At 76.1% G+C, this 18,452-nt stretch carries 15 protein-coding genes and 2 pseudogenes; 7 read left to right on the top strand and 10 right to left on the bottom strand.

Annotated features, from left to right (window positions below; all coding sequences use genetic code 11):
- Window positions 1-280: 280 nt before the first annotated feature.
- Entirely contained in the window at window positions 281-751 is a 471-nt protein-coding gene (locus M1O15_RS29355) for an NADPH-dependent FMN reductase family protein (protein WP_248637251.1), read from the bottom strand.
- Between the two features lie 149 nt (window positions 752-900).
- Between M1O15_RS29355 and M1O15_RS29350 the strand changes: the two are divergent.
- Both M1O15_RS29350 and M1O15_RS29345 read left to right on the top strand, forming a co-directional pair.
- Window positions 901-1,371: pseudogene (locus tag M1O15_RS29350) on the top strand (ArsR/SmtB family transcription factor); the annotation flags it as partial.
- Window positions 1,367-1,537, top strand: a pseudogene (locus tag M1O15_RS29345) (EamA family transporter); the annotation flags it as partial. The pseudogenes M1O15_RS29350 and M1O15_RS29345, both read left to right, overlap by 5 nt.
- Here the strand turns inward: M1O15_RS29345 and M1O15_RS29340 are convergent.
- The 6 genes from M1O15_RS29340 to M1O15_RS29315 form a co-directional block, all read right to left on the bottom strand.
- A complete protein-coding gene (locus M1O15_RS29340) occupies window positions 1,534-2,613 on the bottom strand; it encodes a Zn-dependent alcohol dehydrogenase (RefSeq protein ID WP_248637250.1) in 1,080 nt (359 codons plus the stop codon). The pseudogene M1O15_RS29345 and the gene M1O15_RS29340 sit on opposite strands and share 4 nt — an antisense overlap.
- Before the next feature lie 38 nt (window positions 2,614-2,651).
- Window positions 2,652-4,028 (bottom strand): aldehyde dehydrogenase family protein, encoded by a 1,377-nt coding sequence (locus tag M1O15_RS29335; RefSeq protein ID WP_248637255.1) that lies wholly within the window; start codon window positions 4,026-4,028, stop codon window positions 2,652-2,654.
- A gap of 423 nt (window positions 4,029-4,451) precedes the next feature.
- Window positions 4,452-5,228 carry a YqjF family protein gene (locus tag M1O15_RS29330; RefSeq protein ID WP_248637249.1) on the bottom strand — a complete coding sequence of 259 codons (777 nt, stop codon included), beginning with the start codon at window positions 5,226-5,228 and terminating at the stop codon, window positions 4,452-4,454.
- 25 nt (window positions 5,229-5,253) lie between these two features.
- A complete protein-coding gene (locus M1O15_RS29325) occupies window positions 5,254-6,048 on the bottom strand; it encodes a DUF1963 domain-containing protein (RefSeq protein WP_248637248.1) in 795 nt (264 codons plus the stop codon).
- Complete coding sequence (locus M1O15_RS29320; protein WP_248637247.1) at window positions 6,029-7,360, bottom strand: MFS transporter; 1,332 nt, start codon at window positions 7,358-7,360, stop codon at window positions 6,029-6,031. The genes M1O15_RS29325 and M1O15_RS29320 overlap by 20 nt, the downstream gene beginning before the upstream one ends.
- Window positions 7,361-7,362: 2 nt before the next feature.
- On the bottom strand, window positions 7,363-8,781 hold the full coding sequence (locus tag M1O15_RS29315) for a CitMHS family transporter (protein WP_248637246.1): 1,419 nt from the start codon (window positions 8,779-8,781) through the stop codon (window positions 7,363-7,365).
- Window positions 8,782-9,111: 330 nt separating this feature from the next.
- Between M1O15_RS29315 and hmgA the strand changes: the two genes are divergently transcribed.
- The 4 genes from hmgA to M1O15_RS29295 all read left to right on the top strand — a co-directional run bounded on the left by hmgA (window position 9,112) and on the right by M1O15_RS29295 (window position 15,007).
- Entirely contained in the window at window positions 9,112-10,491 is a 1,380-nt protein-coding gene (gene hmgA, locus M1O15_RS29310; protein WP_248637245.1) for a homogentisate 1,2-dioxygenase, read from the top strand.
- A gap of 114 nt (window positions 10,492-10,605) precedes the next feature.
- The gene (locus tag M1O15_RS29305) at window positions 10,606-11,355 is read left to right on the top strand and encodes a GntR family transcriptional regulator (protein ID WP_248637244.1); all 750 of its coding nucleotides are present in this window, start codon (window positions 10,606-10,608) and stop codon (window positions 11,353-11,355) included.
- A 1,198-nt stretch (window positions 11,356-12,553) separates the two neighbouring features.
- A complete protein-coding gene (locus M1O15_RS29300; protein WP_248637254.1) occupies window positions 12,554-13,726 on the top strand; it encodes a type ISP restriction/modification enzyme in 1,173 nt (390 codons plus the stop codon).
- A 57-nt stretch (window positions 13,727-13,783) separates the two neighbouring features.
- Window positions 13,784-15,007 (top strand): CaiB/BaiF CoA transferase family protein, encoded by a 1,224-nt coding sequence (locus M1O15_RS29295; protein WP_248637243.1) that lies wholly within the window; start codon window positions 13,784-13,786, stop codon window positions 15,005-15,007.
- 95 nt (window positions 15,008-15,102) lie between these two features.
- Here M1O15_RS29295 and M1O15_RS29290 read toward each other — a convergent pair whose 3' ends face one another.
- Window positions 15,103-15,369, bottom strand: a complete 267-nt coding sequence (locus tag M1O15_RS29290) for a hypothetical protein (protein ID WP_248637253.1) — start codon at window positions 15,367-15,369, stop codon at window positions 15,103-15,105.
- Between the two features lie 291 nt (window positions 15,370-15,660).
- Window positions 15,661-16,470: an SGNH/GDSL hydrolase family protein gene (locus tag M1O15_RS29285; protein WP_248637242.1), complete on the bottom strand. Its 810-nt coding sequence runs from the start codon at window positions 16,468-16,470 to the stop codon at window positions 15,661-15,663.
- A gap of 406 nt (window positions 16,471-16,876) precedes the next feature.
- Between M1O15_RS29285 and M1O15_RS29280 the strand changes: the two genes are divergently transcribed.
- Window positions 16,877-17,980 (top strand): DUF5925 domain-containing protein, encoded by a 1,104-nt coding sequence (locus tag M1O15_RS29280; RefSeq protein WP_248637241.1) that lies wholly within the window; start codon window positions 16,877-16,879, stop codon window positions 17,978-17,980.
- A 96-nt stretch (window positions 17,981-18,076) separates the two neighbouring features.
- On the opposite strand, the gene M1O15_RS29275 is transcribed toward M1O15_RS29280, so the two are convergent.
- Window positions 18,077-18,451 (bottom strand): GntR family transcriptional regulator, encoded by a 375-nt coding sequence (locus M1O15_RS29275; RefSeq protein WP_248637240.1) that lies wholly within the window; start codon window positions 18,449-18,451, stop codon window positions 18,077-18,079.
- Between the last annotated feature and the right edge of the window lies 1 nt (window position 18,452).

Raw genomic sequence — 18,452 nt, 5'->3', positions numbered from 1 at the left:
GGGGGCGGGGGGGGGGGGGGGGGGGGGGGGGGGGGGGGGGGGGGGGGGGGGGGGGGGGGGGGGGGGGGGGGGGGGGGGGGGGGGGGGGGGGGGGGGGGGGGGGGGCGGGGGGGGGGGGGGGGGGTGGGGGGGGGGGGGGGGGGCGTAGGCGGCGGGTACAGGGGCGGCCGGTACGGAGGCGTAGGCGGCGGGTACGGGGTGTCGGCGGGGCGGGGGCTCCTCGGCCGCCGACGCCCGGTAGGGCGCGGGGCGGCGGGCTGCCGGGTCGCCTGGCCACCGGTCAGGACGGCGGCGCCTCCCCGTCCCGTAGCCGTTCGGCGAACGCCCGGGCGGCGGCCAGGTCCACGGCGTTCGGGCGCCGCTTGTTGATGCCGCCGACCAGCCGGAAGGGCAGCCAGGTGTCGAGGGCCCGGCACGAGAAGGTCCCGGCCACCTCGTATCCCCTGCCCTCCAGGAGCCGGACCAGGGGCCGGGTGAACGGGGCCGGCGGCAGCGGGGGCAGACCGCTGGTGGCGAAGACGAACGCCCGGCGCCGCGCCGCGGGGAGCGCCGCCGCGAAGTCGGTCAGCCGGGGATGGAGCCGGCCGTGGAACACGCCGGAGCCGAAGCCCACCAGCTCGGCCGCGGCCAGCTCCGCCGGATCGGCCTCCTCGGGGGCGACCACCTTCGCACCCAGTGCCCGGGCCATGGTGCCGGCGACCCGGAGCGTATTGCCGTGCGCAACGGAGACGCACACGATGACGGCCCTCATGCTGGTTCCCCTCTCTCGGCATCCTTGCTCTCGGCATCCTTGTCAGGGAGACCCCGCCGGGGCGCGAAGTGTGACAGCAGGCCGGTGGGCAGGCGTCCGGGCCAGGCCGTAGGAGGATCCTTCGGCGCCCGCCGAACGGTGAACGCGCCATGCTGGACGGCATGGCACCCAGGGACCTCGCCGCGCTGGCGGCGCTCTTCGCGGACGGCACCCGTGCCGCCTTCTGCCTGGCCCTGCTGGACGGCCGGGCCTGGACCGCGGGCGAGCTGGCCCGGTACGCCGGGGTGGCGCCGTCCACCGCCAGCGAGCACCTCGGCCGGCTGGTCGCGGGCGGGATACTGGCCGAGGAGCGGCAGGGCCGGCACCGCTACGTACGGCTCGCCGACGCCCGTACCGCACAGCTGGTCGAGGACCTGGCCGGGCACGCCACCGCCCTCGCCGGGCCCGGGGACGGGGCGGGCCCGCCCCGTTCGCTGCGGGCGGCGGGCACCGAGCGCGCGATGGCCCGCGCCCGGACCTGCTACGACCATCTGGCCGGGCGGCTGGGGGTGGCCGTCACCGAGGCGATGACCGGACGCGGGCTGCTGCGCCAGGACACCGGGTTCGCGCTCACCGACGCGCGGGCGGATGGGCGCCACCACCTACGCGGTGCCCGCGCTGGTGGTGCTGCTCTCCTGGGGCGTGCTGCACGAGCTGCCCGCGCCGGCGGCCCTGGCCGGCGGTGCGCTCTGCCTCGCCGGGGTGGCGGTCGCCCGCTCCCGGCCCCGGGCCGCCGACCGGCGCTAGAACACCACCAGGGCGCGACCGCCCCTGCCCGCGGCCATGTTGGCGAAGGCCGACGGGATGTCCGCCAGCCCGATCCGGTCGGTGACCAGGGCGTCCAGGTCCAGTCGGCCGGCGCGGACGTGCTCGGCGAGCACCGGCAGATCGGCGGCCGGGTCGCAGTTGCCGTAGACGCAGCCGGACAGGGTGCGGCCCCAGTGGAAGATCTCCAGGGCGTTGAAGACGACCTGCTGGTCCTTGCCGCCGATGCCGACCACGGTGGTGCGCCCGCCGCGCCGGGTGGCGTCCCAGGCGGCCCGGATGGTGGCGGCGCGGCCCACGCACTCCACGGCCACGTCGGCGCCGTGCCCGCCGGTCAGCGCGCGGACCTCCTTGGCGGTGGCGTCGGAGGCGACCACGTACGCGGTGGCCCCGGCCCGCCGTGCCAGCTCCTCCTTCCCGGGCGACACGTCCACCGCGATCACGCTGCCCGCGCCGGCGATCCGGGCGGCCTGGAGGGCGGCCAGGCCCACCCCGCCGGCGCCGAAGACCACCACCGACTCGCCCTCCCGCACCCGGGCCGAGTGGTGCACCGCCCCGTAGCCGGTGAGCACCGCGCAGCCCAGCAGGGCGGCCTCGGTGAGCGGTACGCCGTCGGGCACCGGCAGCACGCAGTTCGCGGCCACCACGGTCTCCTCGGCGAAGGCGGCCACATTGAGGCCCGGGTGGAGCTCGGTGCCGTCCTCGGCGGTGGCGTACACCGAGGCCACCCCGGTCAGCGCGTGGGCGCAGAGCCACACCTCGCCGATCCCGCAGTGGTGGCAGGAGCCGCAGGACGGCGCCCAGTTGAGGACGACGCCGTCGCCGGGCGCGACATGGGTGACGCCCTCGCCGACGGCGAGCACGGTGCCGGCGCCCTCGTGGCCGAGGACGGCGGGCACCGGCACCCGCATGGTGCCGTCGGAGAGGGACAGGTCGGAGTGGCAGACCCCGGCGGCGGCGAGCCGGACCCGCACCTGGCCGGGCCCGGGCTCCGGCAGCCGGATGCGGGTGATCTCCAACGGGGCCCCGATGGCGGGGAGTACGGCGGCGCGGACCACGGCGGTCGCTCTCCTGACGTTGAGATGTACGGGGAAGGTCAGAACTGGAGGGACTTGGTCTGGAGGTACTCGGCGAGGCCGTGCGCGCCCAGTTCCCGGCCCACGCCGGACTGCTTGTAGCCGCCGAAGGGGGCGAGCGGGTTGAAGCGGCCGCCGTTGATGTCGACCTGGCCGGTGTCCATCCGCCGGGCGAAGGCGACCGCGGTGGCGTCGTCCGCCGCCCACACCGCGCCGGCCAGGCCGTAGACCGTGCCGTTGGCTATCCGCAGGGCGTCCTCCTCGTCCTCGTACCGCAGGATCGAGACCACCGGGCCGAAGATCTCCTCCTGGGCGATGGCCATCTCGGGGGTGACGTCGGCGAAGACGGTGGGGCGGACGTAGTAGCCGGCCGGCAGCGGCGCGTCCGGCCCGCCCGCGACCAGCCGGGCGCCCTCGGCGATCCCGCGCTCGATGTAGCCGCGGACCCGTTCCCGCTGGCCGGCGTTGACCAGGGGGCCGACCCGCTCGCCGGGCACGTACGTGGCGACCGCCTCGGCGGCCAGCGCCACCGCCTCGTCGTAGCTGTCGCGGTGCACCAGCATCCGGGTCCACGCGCTGCACGTCTGGCCGGAGTTGGCCATCACGTTGGCGACCCCGACGCCCACCGCCCGGGCCAGGTCGGCGCCGGGCAGGATGACGTTGGCGGACTTGCCGCCCAGCTCCAGGGCCACCCGCTTGACGGCCGCCCCGGCGAGCGCGCCGATCCTCCGGCCGACGGCGGTGGAGCCGGTGAAGGAGACCATGTCCACGCCGCCGTGTTCGGCGAGCGCCTGCCCGGCGACCGGGCCGGTACCGGTGACCAGGTTGAACACCCCGGCGGGCAGCCCCGCCTCGTGGGCCGCCTCGGCGAACAGCCGGGCCGTCAGCGGGGTGTCCTCGGCGGGCTTGAGCACCACCGTGCAGCCGGCCGCGAGGGCGGGCGCCACCTTGGCGACGACCTGGTGCAGCGGGTAGTTCCAGGGGGTGATCGCGCCCACCACGCCGACCGGTTCGAGCAGCACGGTGGAGTTGCCGGTGCGCTCCTCGAAGGGGTACGTGGCGGCCAGCTCGGCGAAGGAGCCGGCGACCACCACCGGCATGCCCGCGTGCACGGCGTGCGCGACCGGGGGCGGGGCGCCCAGCTCGGCGGTGACGGTGGCGGCGATCTCGTCCTGCCGGGCGGCGAGGGCGTCGCGCAGCGCGGTGAGGTGGGCGGCGCGCTCGGCGGGCGGGGTGGCCGCCCACCCGGGCAGCGCGGCTCGGGCGGCCCGTACCGCCGCGTCCACGTCCTCGGCGGTGCCGGCCGGGACCTGGGCGATGACCCGCTCGTCGGCCGGGTCGACCACCGCGATGGCACCGGTGCCGGCAGCCGGGCGCCAGGCGCCGTCGATGTACATCGTGTCGTACACCCGGGGTGCGGCGGCCTGGTGGCCGGTGCCGTCGGGGGCCGCAGCGGTGCCTGCTCCGGCGGTGCCGTCGGCCGCAGGGGCGGTGACCCCGTGGGACGTACGGTCGGCGGTCCAGCCGGTCGTACGGTCGGCGGCCCCCTCGGCCGTACGGTCGGCGGCCGCGTCGGTCGTCGCTCCGGCGGTGCCGTCGGGGGTCGCGCCCTGGGCGTCGTGGGCCTTCATCCGGTGATCTCCTCCGGGCCTTCACTGAAGCTGGACCGAACGCGTGCGGCACCAAACTAGCGGCGGTAGTTTTCCGGCGCCAGGGTGCGGGGGCGTGACCCGGCGCACCGCCCGCCACGACGCTCGCTGGCCGGCCCGGGGCGCGGTTCGGGCGAACGCCGTGCACCGGGCCGGGCGTGGCGGGCCGGCTCAGGGGGTGGGCAGGCCGCCGGGGCCAAGGGGGCGGCCGAAGCGGACCGGGACGCCCGGGGAGTAGAGCACGCTGACCGGCGGGCCGACCGGGGCGGGCAGTCCGGCGGCCTCGATCAGCTCGTCCTCGCAGGAGAGGAGCTCCGCCCGGTGCAGGGGCCAGCGCGGGTGGTGGTTGGGAAGGTAGAGGGAGCGGCCGAAGAAGGTGTTGTGCATGCCCCAGCGGGCGGTGAGGAAGTGTTCCAGCGGGGTCGGCTCCTCGATCCGCTCCCCCACCCGGACGGCCATCCGGGAGCGTGCCCCGCGCGGCCCCGGCCAGCGGCGGGCAGTGCGGTAGGAGACGGTGTCCCCGTCGTGGTCGATGCCCATCTTCGCCCAGGTGTACGGCATCCGGAAGACCGAGCGGCCGATGGCGGCGGGCAGCAGCCGGGCAGCCTCCAGCGAGCGGAAGACCACCCCGCGCCGGCCGTGGCGGTCCACCGAGTAGAGCCGCACATTGGTCTCCGGGAAGGTGCCGAGGTACGGGATCCCGGGCAGCCCGAGCCAGCCGACCCGGTGCATCCGGAAGGCCACCAGGCCCACATGGCTGTCCCCGTCATGGGTGTCCGGCTCCGTCCCGGGCGGGAGCAGCGGCGCCACGTCCCCGGGGTCGGCGGCCCAGTGCACGAAGGAGAGGTCCAGCCAGGACTGGGTGAGCAGGGTCCTCGGTATCGCGCGCGCCGCGTCCGGGGTGATCGGCTCGGCGGCGGCACGGGACACGTCCCCGTGGGCGGTCATGGCGTCGGACTCGCACACACGGCCGTCAGCACTGCTGCTCCCAGCGCAGCCCGGACCAGCGCCCGGCGGCGATGTCCGCCCGGGTGCCCGTGACCAGGGTCAGCGTGAAGACCTCGTAGTCCACCGCCTGCCCGTGCAGTTGCGCCAGCAGCACCTGCTCGCCCTCGTCCGGGGCCATGTCCCAGGGGTGGGACCAGCCGCCCAGCTGGATGTGCAGCCCGCCGCGCAGCCCCCCGGAGCCGCCGGCCAGCACGGCGTCCTCGAACCGGTCCAGGGCGTCGGCGGATTCGCCGCCGGGCTCCGCGAAGGCGGCGGGTATCGCGGGGGCCTCGCGCCAGTCGCCGTGGGCGGTCAGCCCGGCCACCGCGTACAGCGTCCGGGGCTCGTAGACCCTGATCGGCGCCGGTTCGCCCTGGATCAGCCGGGTGGCGGGGTGCTCGGTGGTCCGGGTGCCGGCTGGTATGTGCAGCACCTCGGCGGTCTCCGGCGGATACTCGATGTCGGCGAAGAACAGCAGCCGCCCGCTGGACGGCAGCGCGAGGTCCGGTACGCCGGCGGGCAGGGCGGCGCAGTCGACGGTGAGCACCAGGGGGTCGCCCCCGCCGGGCCAGTCCGTGCCGTCCGGCAGCGCGGGGAGCCCTCCGGTGCGGGCGGCCGGACGGGCGCCGTCCCGCAGGGGGCCGGGCAGCTCCTCGTACGGCACCAGGTAGACGCAGGGCCGCAGCGCGGCCAGCAGGGCGTCCGCCACGGTGTCCGGGACCCCGCACTCGCCCGCCGCCGCACGCACCCGGCGCTCACGCTCATCGATGATCGACGTCATGCTCCGAGCGTGCCACGGGCCACTGACAACGGGCCCCCGGGCGGCCGGACCCGGGGCGGTCCGGCTGCGTGCGATCCGGTGGCGTGCGATCCTGCGGCGCGCGATCCGGTCGCCGCCGCCCGTCGCGTACCGCCGTCCCGGCCGCCGCCAGCAGCAGGGCGCCCAGCATGGCGAAGGGCGCCGCCACCCCGGCGAGCCCGGCGACCAGACCGGCCGAGGCGGGGGCGGCGACCTGGCCCAGCCGGTTGCCGGTCAGCCGCAGTGCCAGCGCGGTGGAGCGGGCCTCCTCGGGCGCGGCCCGGACCACGGTGGTCATCGACAGCGGCTGGCCCACCCCGAGGCAGAAGCCCAGCGCCGCCAGCATCACCGCCAGCGCCCACACCGGCACCGGCAGCGCGAGCCCGGCGCAGAGCAGTCCGCCCAGCGCGCAGGTGGCGGCCAGCAGCGCGGTGCGGCCGACGAGCCGGATCATGGGGGTCATCACCAGCCGGCAGGCGATCGTCGCGGCGGCCCGCAGGCTCAGCAGCAGCCCGACCGTGGCGGGCGCGATGCCCCGGTGCTCGCCCACCACCGGGAGGTAGGCGGTCAGCACATCGGTCGCGGAGAGCACGGCGAGGCTGGTGAAGATGCCGCCGGGCACCCCGGGGGTGCGCAGGATGCGGTGGACCGGGACCTTGGCGGGGGCGGGGCCGGGCCCGTCCGGCCCCTGCGCAGCGGCCCGGTCCTCGATCCGCCAGAGCGCGGTGACCGAGCAGGCCGCCACCCCGGCCGCGACCAGCAGCGCCAGTGCGCTGGACGGGCCGAGCCCGCCGCCCCGGCCCGGGTCGCCGTCGACCAGCAGCCCGGCCGCCATGGGTCCGGCCAGCTGGCCGAGCGAGGCGCCGATGGTGAAGTGGCCGAAGTTGCGGTCCTGGTCGGCCGGGGCGGACCGGCGGGCCACGATCGACTGGGCGCCGATCACGAAGGCCAGATGGCCGAGGCCCATCACCCCGCTCCACACCGCCATCCACGGCAGCGAAGCGGCCGTACCGCTGAGCGCGCAGCCGGCCGCGATCAGCGCCACGCCCAGCGGCAGCAGCGGGGCGCAGCGGCCCCGGTCGGTGCGGCGGCCCAGCGGCACGGCGGCGAACAGCGGCAGCAGCGCGTACACCCCGGCGATCACCCCGACCGCCCGCTCGTCCGCGCCGAGCGCGAGGGCGCGGTACGAGACGGCGGGCCGCGCCATGGACACCGCGCCCTGCGCGAAGCAGAAGGCGATGACCAGGCGCAGCAGCCAGTATCTGCGGACGTGGGCGGACTTCGGGTGGGCCACGGTCAGATGATGCCGAAGAGGAGGCCGGCGGCGAGCACCACCAGCGAGGTGAGGGCGGCCCACTTGACGGTGAAGCGGGTGTGGTCGCCGAACTCCACCTTGGCCATGCCGACCAGCACGTAGACGGCGGGCACCAGCGGGCTGGACATGTGCAGGGCCTGCCCGACCAGTGAGGCGCGGGCGATCTCCAGCGAGGAGACCCCGTGCGCGGCGCCGGCCTCGGCGAGTACCGGCAGCACCCCGAAGTAGAAGCCGTCGTTGGACATGAAGTAGGTGAGCGGCAGGCTCAGTACGCCGGTGACCAGCGCCATGTGCGGGCCCATGCCCTCGGGGATGGCGCCGACCAGCCAGTCGGCCATGTGCTGGACCATCCCGGTGCCGGTGAGCACCCCGGTGAAGACGGCGGCTGCGAAGACCATGCCGGAGACGTTGAGGACGTTGTCGGCGTGGGCGGCCAGCCGGGCCTTCTGGTCGGCCATGGAGGGGTAGTTGACGGTGAGGGCGAGGGCCGCGCCGAGCAGGAACAGCACCGGGATGGGCAGCAGCTCCAGAATCATGGCGGTCAGCAGCACCAGGGTGAGGCCGGCGTTGAACCAGTACAGCCGGGGGCGGAGGGTGGGGCGGGCCGGGTCCAGGCCCTGGAGCCGCTCGTCCTCCCCGTCACCCTGCTCGGGAGCGGCCGCGCCACCGCCGGACGTGGCACCCGTGCCCGTACCGGGGGCGTCGGCCGGTCCCGTACCCCCGCCGACCAGCACCGTCTCGGCGGTCTCGGCGGTCTCCGGCTCCAGGGCCTTCTCCAGGCTGAGGTAGCCGACCCGCCTGCGCTCGCGCAGGCCCAGGACGTAGCTGAGGACCAGGACGAAGAGCAGTCCGGTGGCGAGGGCCGGGATCATCGGGACGAAGACGTCGCCGGCGTCGACCTTGAGCGCGGTGGCGGCCCGGGCGGTAGGGCCGCCCCAGGGCAGGGTGTTCATCACGCCGTTGGCGGTGGCGGCCACCCCGGTCATCACCACCAGGCTCATCTTCAGCCGCTTGTACAGCGGGTACATCGCCGAGACGGTGATCATGAAGGTGGTGGAGCCGTCGCCGTCCAGCGAGACGATCGCGGCGAGCAGTGCCGTGCCGACCACCACCCGCATCGGGTCGGCCTTGCAGAAGCGCAGGATGCCCCGGACGATCGGGTCGAACAGGCCCACGTCGATCATCACGCCGAAGTAGACGATGGCGAACATCAGCATGGCGGCGGTGGGCGCGAGGTTGCCGACCCCCTCGATGACGTAGTCGCCGAGCTTGGCGCCCTGTCCGACGATCACGCAGAACAGGGCCGGGATGAGCACGAGCGCCGCGATCGGCGACATCTTCTTCGTCATGATCAGGACCAGGAAGGTCGCGATCATGGCGAAGCCGAGGATGGTCAGCATGGAGGACACCTAACGTTCGCCCTTGAACTCCACCGGGGGGAGCGGCGGTCCGGATGACGTTAGAAGCGGCAATCCGCCGTTAACAAGACGTTGACGCGTGAGCAATACGAGCAAAACCCCAGGTGAGGGGGCGGCAGGAACCGGACGGCGGCGAACGGCCTCCCGCCCTCTTCCCGCCCGGCCCCCGCCCCGCCCCAACCCCACTTCCCGTCCCGTCCTCCGACGCGGCCGGTTTCCGACCGTTGACGGACGCGGCCCGCAATCCTACGGTTATCCATAGGATTGCGTCGGTCAGGGGACCGGCGCCCGGCCGAGCGGCAGGAGCGGGCGATGACGGACCAGCAGGCGGCAGGCGGCACCGGGGGCGCGGCCCTCACCGACCCGGCGGCCCTGGCGGAGCGGAGCGAGCGGGCGCGCAAGACCGCCGAGGGGTTGGGGTACCTCTCCGGCTTCGGCAACGAGCACAGCACCGAGGCGCTGCCCGGCGCCCTGCCGCTGGGCCGCAACTCGCCGCAGCGCGCCCCGCTCGGGCTGTACGCGGAGCAGCTCAGCGGCTCCGCGTTCACCGAGCCGCGCGCCCACAACCGGCGCTCCTGGCTCTACCGGATCCGCCCCTCGGCCGCGCACCCGGCGTTCACCCGGATCGGCAACGGGGCGGTCCGCACCGCCCCGTTCACCGAGACCGTGCCCGACCCCAACCGGCTGCGCTGGAACCCGCTGCCCGACCCGGCGCCCGGCACCGACTGGCTGGCCGGGCTGTGGACGCTGGGCGGCAACGGGGACGCCACCCAGCGCACCGGTATGGCCGTGCACCTCTACCACGCCAACGCGCCGATGGACCGGGTGTTCAGCGACGCCGACGGCGAGCTGCTGATCGTGCCCGAGCAGGGCGGGCTGCTGCTCCGCACCGAGCTGGGCCTGCTGGCCGCCCGCCCCGGCGAGGTGGCGCTGATCCCGCGCGGGGTGCGGTTCCGGGTGGAGCTGCTGAACGCCACCGCGCGCGGCTATGTCTGCGAGAACTACGGCGCCCCGTTCCAGCTTCCGGACCTCGGGCCGATCGGCGCCAACGGGCTCGCCAACGTGCGGGACTTCCGGGCGCCGGTCGCCGCGTACGAGGAGGTGGAGGGCCCGGTGGAGGTGGTGAACAAGTTCTGCGGCAACCTGTGGACCGCCACCTACGGCCACTCGCCGCTGGACGTGGTCGCCTGGCACGGCAGCCACACCCCGTACGTCTACGACCTGCGCGCCTTCAACGTCATCGGCACCATCTCCTACGACCACCCGGACCCGTCGATCTTCACGGTGCTGACCTCGCCGACCGACACCCCCGGGCTGGCCGGGGTGGACTTCGTGGTCTTCGCGCCGCGCTGGCTGGTGGGCGAGGACACCTTCCGGCCGCCGTACTTCCACCGGAACGTGATGAGCGAGTACATGGGCCTGATCGAGGGCGCGTACGACGCCAAGGCGGAGGGCTTCGTGCCCGGCGGCGGCTCGCTGCACAACATGATGTCGGCGCACGGACCGGACCGGGAGACCTTCGACAAGGCCAGCGCGGCGGAGCTGAGGCCGCAGCGGATCGACGACGGGCTGGCGTTCATGTTCGAGACCCGCTGGCCGCTGACCGCCACCGCGCAGGCGGCCGGGGCCGAGCATCTGCAGGAGGGGTACGACGCCGTCTGGAACGGCATGGAGCGCCACTTCGGCGCCTAGCCCTCCGGCGCCTGGGCTCCCCTCGGTGCCCGGGCTCCGCCGCCTAGGCTGGTGGCCGCCGCGCCACCCCCGCCCCTGGGCGCCGCCCCGGGCCACCGCCGTACGGAGAGAACCGTGACCGCCTTCGCACCCGACTCGCTGGTGCTCAACCGCAAGCTGCCGCTGTGGTACCAGGTGTCGCAGTCCCTGCGCGCGTCGATACTCGGCCGCGCGCCGGACGCCTCGCTGCGGCTGCCCACCGAGGAGCAGCTCGCGGCACACTACGGGGTCAGTGTGCTCACCATGCGGCAGGCGCTGAAGGAGCTGGAGGAGGAGGGGCTGATCAGCCGGCACCGGCGGCGCGGCACCTTCATCGAACCGGGCGCGCGGCGCAGCGCCCCGCGCCGGCTGCTGGGCTCGATCGACGCGATCGTGGCCCAGCAGTCCGGTGAGCGCACGACCGTGCTGGGCCACGGCCCGGCGCGGGTGCCCGGGGAGCTGGCCGAGCACTTCCCGGGCGCGGTGGAGGTGGTCCACTACCGGCGGCTGCGCCGCGACGGGGAGAGCGGGGAGCCCACCAACTGGGCGGAGAACGCGGTCCGCCCCGACGTGGCGGCCGGGATCGACCCGGCGGACCTGGAGCGCTGGCCGATGACCAAGGTGCTGCGGGACGCGGTGGGGGTGCGGATCAGCCGGATCACCGACACCGTCGAGGCCCGCCTCGCCGACCCCGAGACCGCCGAGCTGCTCCAGGTCCCGCTGCTCTCGCCGATCCTGCACTACACCGGCGTCACCTACGACGAGGAGGGCGCGGTGGTGGACGTGGCCCGCATCCGCTACCGGGGAGACCGGTTCTCCTTCACGGTGACGGTGGAGGCGGACTGAGACGGGGGCCGGTGGCGCCCTCGGGCGCGCGGGCTGGGTTTGGCAGGGCTCGGCGCCCGGGGCCGGTGGGGCGGGGCGGGCGGGCGGCCGCGCCTGGGGCCCGGCGCCCGGGCCGGTGGGGCGGGGCTCTCGGGCACGCGGGCCCCGCTCGGTGGGACTCGGCGCCCCGCGCCGGTGGGCGGGACCGGTGGGCGGCCGCGCCTGGTGGGGCCCCAGCGCCCCGCGCCGGTGGGCGGGGCCGATGTGCGCGGCCGCACCTGGTGGGACCCGGCGCCCCGCGCCGGTGGGCGGGGCCGGTGGGCAGCCGTGCCTGGTGGGACCCCCGGCGCCCGGGCCGGTGGGGTGCCCCTCGGGCACGTGGCCCGGGCCAGGTAGGACCTAGCGCCTGGGCCCGTGGGGTGAGGCCCCTCGCGCACCCGGTCCGGGCCTGGTAGGACCTGGCGCCTTGGCCCGTACGCCGCCCGACCGCGTACGCCGCCCCAGCTGCGTACGCCCACCCCGACCGTACGGCCGCTGAGGGCGGCCGCGCCTGGTGGACCCCGGCGCCCGCAGGTGGGACAGGACCTCGGGCACGCGGGCGCCCGCGCCGGTGGGACAGGGCCCCTCAGGCACGCGGATGCCTGCGCCGGTGGGGCGGGGCCCCTCGGGCACGCGGATTGCGCCTGGTACGCCCACCGCCCTGACCCGTACGGCCACCGAGGGCGGCCGCGCTGGCGGCCCCGGCGCCCGGCGCCGTAAGCCCGCCCCACCGCGTACCCCCACCGCCCTGACCGTGCGGCCGCCGCGGACCGGCGGGTGGGGACCTGCGGTCACCGCGTACGCCCGCCTCGGCGGCTGTCGGCCAGCCCGGCGCGTACCGGCGCCCGGCCCCCTACGTTCGCCCCACCGCGCACGCCCGCCCCGACAGCTTTCAGCCGGGCCCGGCGCGTATCAGCACCCGGGACCGTACGCCCGCCCCGGCCCCGTAAGCCCGCCCTACCGCGTACCCCCACCGCCCCCACCGCGTATGCCCGCCCCGGCCGGGCGGCCGACGCGTACCGGCGCCCGGACGGCCCCGGCCGCCGAGGGCTGACCGGTCCGGGCCCGCCGGTCGGCGGAGGTCACTAGCATTCCGCCCGTGACCGATGTGCGCCCCGCTTCCCCGGCCGACGGCAGTGACCCCTCCAGCGGAGGCGAGCCGCCGTTGCTGGACGAGCTGATGCCGTGGTCGGTGGCGCCGCTGCGGGCGGGGCGGGGGTGGGTGGCGGCGCCGGACGCGGCGGTGCTGCGGGCGCGCTGGGCGGCGCTCACCGGGGCGGCGGACGAGGAGAGGCGGGCCGGGCTGTTCCGGCCGAGCCGGGCCCGTACCCTCACCACCTCGGTCGCCGCGCTGCCCGGTCAGCGCACCGGCACCGGGCGGCTGGCCCGGGAGGCCGGGCCCTGTCCGGAGCCGGTGCGCGTGGCGCACGGGCCGTTCGAGGAGCGCTGGCTGCTGCCCGACCACCGGCTGCTGGACGCGGCCCGCCCCGAGCTGTGGCGGGTGGCGGACGGCGAGCGCCAGGTGTTCCTGGTGGAGCAGGGGTACGTGCCGAAGGCGGCCGGGCCCGCCCTGCTGGCGGCGGCCGCGCTGCCGGACGACCACACCCCGGCGGGCCGCCCCGGCCGGGTGCGCCCGCTGTACCGGCGCCCCGGCGGCCGGGAGCCCAACACCTCCCCCGGCCTGGCCGCCTTCCTCGGCGAGCGGTACGGCCGCCCCGTCGCCCCCGAGGAGGTGGCCGCCTGGGCGGTGGCCGCCGCCCTGCCCTCGCCCACCGGTTGCCGGGTGCCGCTGCCCGCCGACCCGGAGGTGTGGGCGGCCGGGGTGGCGCTGGGGCACCGGATGGCGGAGGTCCAGCTGCGCGGCGCCCGGGGCGGCGGGCGGCCCCGGCTGCCGGGTGGCCGGCGGCCCTATGTCCGCGCCGCCCTGCCGGCGCGCCCGGACTCCCTCGCGTACGAGGCGGAGGGCGAGACCCTGGTGGTCGGCCGCTCCGGCCGGATCGCCCCGGTGCCCGAGGCCGCCTGGGAGTACCGGGTGGGCGGGGTGCGGATGCTGGAGCTGTGGTTCGCGGAGCGCACCGCGCCCGCCGAGCCGGGCACCCTGGAGGCGATCGGCCCGGCCGGCTGGCCGCAGGAGTGGACCTCGGAGCTGCTGGAGCTGATCACCGTGCTGGCGCTCCAGGCCGCCCTGGAGGCCGAGCGGCCCGCCCTCGACCCGGCGGTACCGGGCGCCACGATCGGGCGCTCGGCGCTGCGGGCCGCCGGGGTGCTGCCGGTGCCGGCCGCCGCCCGCCGCCCCGCCTCGGTGCTGGAGGGCCGCGAGGAGGGACCGGAGGGCCAGCTGACGCTGCTCTGACGGGAAGGGCGGGCAGGGGGTGACAAAGGTGGCCCGTACACGGTAAGTACGGTCGCCATGAGCATCCCGCCCTCCTCCCCCGTGACGCCGCCGCTGCCGCTCCCCCTGGAGGGGGTCACCGTGGTCGCCGTCGAGCAGGCGGTCTCCGCCCCGTTCGCCACCCGGCAGCTCGCCGACCTCGGGGCCCGGGTGATCAAGGTGGAGCGGCCGGACGGCGGGGACTTCGCACGCGGCTACGACACCGCGGCGGCCGGGCTGGCCTCGCACTTCGTCTGGTGCAACCGGGGCAAGGAGTCGCTGGCGGTCGATCTGAAGGACCCGCGCGGGCTGGAGCTGGTGCGGCGGCTGGTGGCCGGCGCGGACGTCTTCGTGCAGAACCTCGCCCAGGGCGCCGCGGCCCGCCTCGGGCTGGACGCGGCCACCCTCTGCGCCGCGCACCCCCGGCTGGTGGCGGTGGACGTCTCCGGCTACGGGGCCGGCGGCCCGTACGCGCACAAGCGGGCCTACGACATGCTGGTGCAGTGCGAGGCGGGGCTGGTCTCGGTGACCGGCACCCCGGAGCAGCCGGTGAAGGCGGGCATCCCGGCGGCGGACATCGCGGCCGCCATGTACGCGTACTCCGGGGTGCTGGCGGCCCTGCTGCGGCGGGCCGCCACCGGGCGCGGCGGTCCGGTGGAGGTGTCCATGCTGGAGGCGCTGACCGAGTGGATGGGCCATCCGCTGCACCACGGGATGCACGGCGGCGAGGCCCCGCCGCGTACCGGGGTGGCGCACGCGGTGATCGCCCCGTATGACGCCTACGCCACGGCGGACGGCGGCCAGGTGCTGCTGTCGGTGCAGAACGACCGGGAGTGGCGGCGGCTGGCCGAAGAGGTGCTGGAGCGCCCGGAGTTGGGCGGGGACCCGGACTTCGCCACCAACACGGCGCGGGTGGCACACCGGGAGCGGACCGACGCGGCGGTGGCCCGGGCGCTGGCCGGGCTGGGGACGGTGGAGGCGCTGGCGCGGCTGGAGGCGGCGGGGATCGCCTGCGCCCGGCTGAACACGGTGGCGGACGTGGCGGCGCATCCGCAGCTCGCGGCCCGGGACCGGTGGCGGGCGGTGGGGACCGAGGCGGGGCCGCTGCGGGCGATGCTTCCGCCGCTCACCCTGCCCGGCGGGCCCGAGCCCCGGATGGGCCCGGTCCCGGCGCTGGGTGAGCACACCGAGGCACTGCTACGGGAGTTGGGGCTGTCCGGGCCGGAGCGCGCCGAGCTGCGCCGCTCGGGCGTGGTGGCCTGAGGGGCGGGCGTCCGGAGGCGCCGCGTTACGGGCGGGAGCGGGTCGCACGGGCGGCGCGGTACCGGGAGCGGGGCGCGGCGCCGACCGTGGACGCGTCAGCCGTGGCTGCCGAAGAGCGTGCGGCGCAGCCGGCGGAGCGGCGCGAAGAGCCGGACCCGCCCGCTCCTGCTGGTGCGGGCGTGAGCGACATCACGTGTCGTCAGCTCCCGCATGAGCAGGGTCGCCTCGGCCGCCTCGCGCGGCGCGACGGCGGGACCGCCCAGCACCGCGAGATGGCGGTCCAGCCGAGAGCTGGTCGCACTGCTGCCGCAGGTGATGGCAGGCACCCGAGGCCTGCCGCGCACTGCTGTTATCCGTTCCATGTCACTCCCCACCCGTATGAGGGCACCCGGCCGCTGAAGGTTAACCCTATCGTCCCCGCTTCACACACGTGTATCCCGGTGGAGTGATTCACCACCTGTGTACGGGTGTTGACGAGCATCCTCTCCATACCCCATGAATTCCGATCAATGCAGGGTGACTTGGACATCCCTCCCCATCTCTCACCACCATCCCTCGCCACCTCCCTCGCGACCACCCCTCGCCATCCCCGGATGCCTCCGGGCCGGATCGGCGGCCCGGAGGCGTCCGGTGATCATCGGAGAGGGAGGCGGTCAGAGGGCGTTGCGGAAGGCGGGCAGGTAGCCGCCGGACTGGCCGGAGGCGGTGGGGTGGTAGGACTCGCCGATGTTGAGCCAGTTGACGCTGTGCAGCCAGGCGGAGCCGGAGCAGATCTCGTGTCCGGTGAAGGCGGGCACCACGTCGGCGAAGGTGTAGCCGTGGTCGGCGGCCCGCTTGGCGGTGGCGGTGTTGAGGTGGTCGGCGGCGCCGTTGATCGCCCGGCGCTCGTTCTCGGTCAGCCCGGCGAGGCAGCTGCCGCCGATCCGGTAGAAGCGGGGGTAGCCGAGAACGACGACCCGGGCGGCGGGCGCCTTGGACCTGATCGCCTGGTACACGCTGTCCAGCCGGGCGGGCAAGGTGCTGTCCACGTAGCTCTTGGCCTGGTTGACCCGGGCCACACAGTTGGCCTCCGACTCCAGGACGCAGGTGGTCATCACGTCGGCGAAGCCGGCGTCGTTGCCGCCGATGGTGATCGAGACGAGGTCGGTGGCGGCGGTGAGCGGGGCGAGCTGGCCGGCCGTCACATCGTTGGTGCGGGCACCGGAGCAGGCGGTGAAGGCGAAGGTGGAGGGGGAGTTGGCGGCGGCCCAGAGCGCCGGGTAGGCGCGCGGGGTGCGCTTGCAGTCGCCGCTGGAGGAGTCGTAGGCGCCGGCGCCGACCCCGGAGGAGTACGAGTCGCCGAGGGCCACGTAGTCGACGGCGGCGGCCGTCGAGTCGGCCTGTGCGGTGGCGGCGCCGGTGAGGGCCAGGGTGGCGCCGAGGAGGAGGGAGAGGGGGAGTGCCGCGGCTCGGGGCAGTTTCATGGAACCTCCCATAAGCAGGCTGATGTCCTGTGGAATTGATGTAGCAGCGTGGAGTGTTCATGCCAAGACGAACGGAGCGGGAGAGAGGACGGAACGGCGCAGGACGCGGGTGCCGTCGCTCCATGAAAGCGGCGAAGGCGGATCAAACGGCTATCGAACACCCCGGATTGGCGACAACTCGCCAAAGCCTCCGGAAACCGCCGACGGGCGGGTAGACCCGGGGCAGGCCGGTACGAGCCGACCGCCGGACCTCCGCCCGGCCCGACCGCCGGACCTCCGCCCGATCCGATCCCCGGACCTCCGCCCGGCCCGACCACCGGACCTCAGTACGACCCGGCCGCGACTCCGCCGCACCCCGGCCGCTAAACCCGGTGCGGCCCGGTCGGGCGTACCGGATCATGGGGGCATGTCCGACACCCCGTCACCCCCGCAGGACGCCCTGCCGGTCCGGCTCAACGTCGACGACAGCGACTCGCCGTCCGATGTGGTCGACGCGCTGTTCCTCGGGCGCTTCGCCACCGGCGAGCAGCCGTACGCGCACAGCTCGACCATCGACCGGCTGCGCACCGGCGCCACCCTGATCCCCTCCGGCGCCACCGTGCTGCGCGCCGCCCGGGACGCCGACCGCAGCGCCACCCTGGCCGAGGGCGACGGCTGGACGCTGCTGGTCTCCCGCTGGAACCGCGGCGCCGACGTGACCGTCACCGCGGTCGACGCCGAGCTGGCCGAGCGGGTGCTGAAGGAGGCGACCGACGGCGCGCAGGACGAGCCGGAGCCGCAGCCCGAGGACGTCACCATGGGCTTCTGGTACGTCTCCCCGCGGCGCGGCCCGCACCGCACCACCCGCCGGATCTCCGCGGGCACCTGGCCGGAGATCGCCCGCAACTACACCGCCCCGGTGGCCGGGGCGCTGGAGCGGCTGATGGCCGTCACCCCTCAGGACGTGGCGGGGCGGCTGCTGCTCCTGCACGGGCCGCCGGGCACCGGCAAGACCTCGGCGCTGCGCACCCTGGCCCGCTCCTGGCGCGAGTGGTGCCAGGTGGACTGCGTGCTCGACCCGGAGCGGCTCTTCAACGACGTCGGTTATCTGATGGACATCGCCATCGGCGAGGACGACGGGCCCGACGGCGGTCGCTGGCGGCTGCTGCTCCTGGAGGACTGCGACGAGCTGATCCGCGGCGAGGCCCGGCACGCGGCCGGGCAGGCGCTCTCCCGGCTGCTGAACCTGACGGACGGTCTGCTCGGCCAGGGCCGCAACGTCCTCGTCGGCGTCACCACCAACGAGGACCTGGAGCGGCTGCACCCGGCCGTGGTCCGCCCCGGCCGCTGCCTGGCCCGGATCGAGGTCGGGAAGCTGACCCGCGAGGAGGCGGTGGACTGGCTGGGCACGGAGGAGGGCGTGGGGCGCGAGGGCGCCACCCTGGCCGAGCTGTACGCGCTGCGCCGCGGCACCGGCCCCGCCGCCGTACCGGACCAGTCGCGCGGGACGGACGCGGGCCTGTACCTGTGACCGCCCGTCCCGCTCGGCGGTCGTAGGCGGTCCCGGTCCGGCCGGGCGCAGCCGTCAGCGGTCGTCGGCGGCTTTGCCGGTCCGGCCGGCCGCCGCTCAGCGGTCGTAGGCGGCGCGCAGGGCGTCGGCGACGGCGGCCTGGGCGTCGGCGCGGCTGAGCCCGAGGCGGTGCACCTCGGCGGCGTATCCGGCGGCGGCGGTCGCGGCCTGGCGGGCGGCCGCGTCCCCGGCGGCGGCGATGACGGTGCCGCCCCGACCGCGGGTCTCCACCACCCCGTCCGCCTCCAGCGCCCGGTAGGCCTTGGCGACCGTGCCCGCCGCGAGCCCCAGCTCCTCGGCGAGGCCCCGGACCGTGGGCAGCCGGTAGCCGACCGGGAGGCGCCCGGAGCGGGCCTGGTCGGAGATCTGGGCGCGCAGCTGTTCGTACGGGGCGGTGGCGGAGGCCGGGTCCACCGACAGTCTCAAGGTCACC

The sequence above is a fragment of the Streptomyces lichenis genome (assembly GCF_023218175.1).
Lineage (GTDB): Bacteria > Actinomycetota > Actinomycetes > Streptomycetales > Streptomycetaceae > Streptomyces > Streptomyces lichenis.
Note: the sequence above shows the minus strand (reverse complement) of the source record. Positions and strands in the feature narration are given on the sequence as shown.

Coding starts and splice junctions, on each gene's coding strand:
- M1O15_RS29285 (WP_248637242.1), bottom strand. CDS start 16,470: ATGAAACTGCCCCGAGCCGCGGCACTCCCCCTCTCCCTCCTCCTCGGC.
- M1O15_RS29280 (WP_248637241.1), top strand. CDS start 16,877: ATGTCCGACACCCCGTCACCCCCGCAGGACGCCCTGCCGGTCCGGCTC.
- M1O15_RS29295 (WP_248637243.1), top strand. CDS start 13,784: ATGAGCATCCCGCCCTCCTCCCCCGTGACGCCGCCGCTGCCGCTCCCC.
- M1O15_RS29355 (WP_248637251.1), bottom strand. CDS start 751: ATGAGGGCCGTCATCGTGTGCGTCTCCGTTGCGCACGGCAATACGCTC.
- M1O15_RS29335 (WP_248637255.1), bottom strand. CDS start 4,028: ATGTACATCGACGGCGCCTGGCGCCCGGCTGCCGGCACCGGTGCCATC.
- M1O15_RS29315 (WP_248637246.1), bottom strand. CDS start 8,781: ATGCTGACCATCCTCGGCTTCGCCATGATCGCGACCTTCCTGGTCCTG.
- M1O15_RS29330 (WP_248637249.1), bottom strand. CDS start 5,228: ATGACCGCCCACGGGGACGTGTCCCGTGCCGCCGCCGAGCCGATCACC.
- M1O15_RS29325 (WP_248637248.1), bottom strand. CDS start 6,048: ATGACGTCGATCATCGATGAGCGTGAGCGCCGGGTGCGTGCGGCGGCG.
- hmgA (WP_248637245.1), top strand. CDS start 9,112: ATGACGGACCAGCAGGCGGCAGGCGGCACCGGGGGCGCGGCCCTCACC.
- M1O15_RS29290 (WP_248637253.1), bottom strand. CDS start 15,369: ATGGAACGGATAACAGCAGTGCGCGGCAGGCCTCGGGTGCCTGCCATC.
- M1O15_RS29300 (WP_248637254.1), top strand. CDS start 12,554: ATGCCGTGGTCGGTGGCGCCGCTGCGGGCGGGGCGGGGGTGGGTGGCG.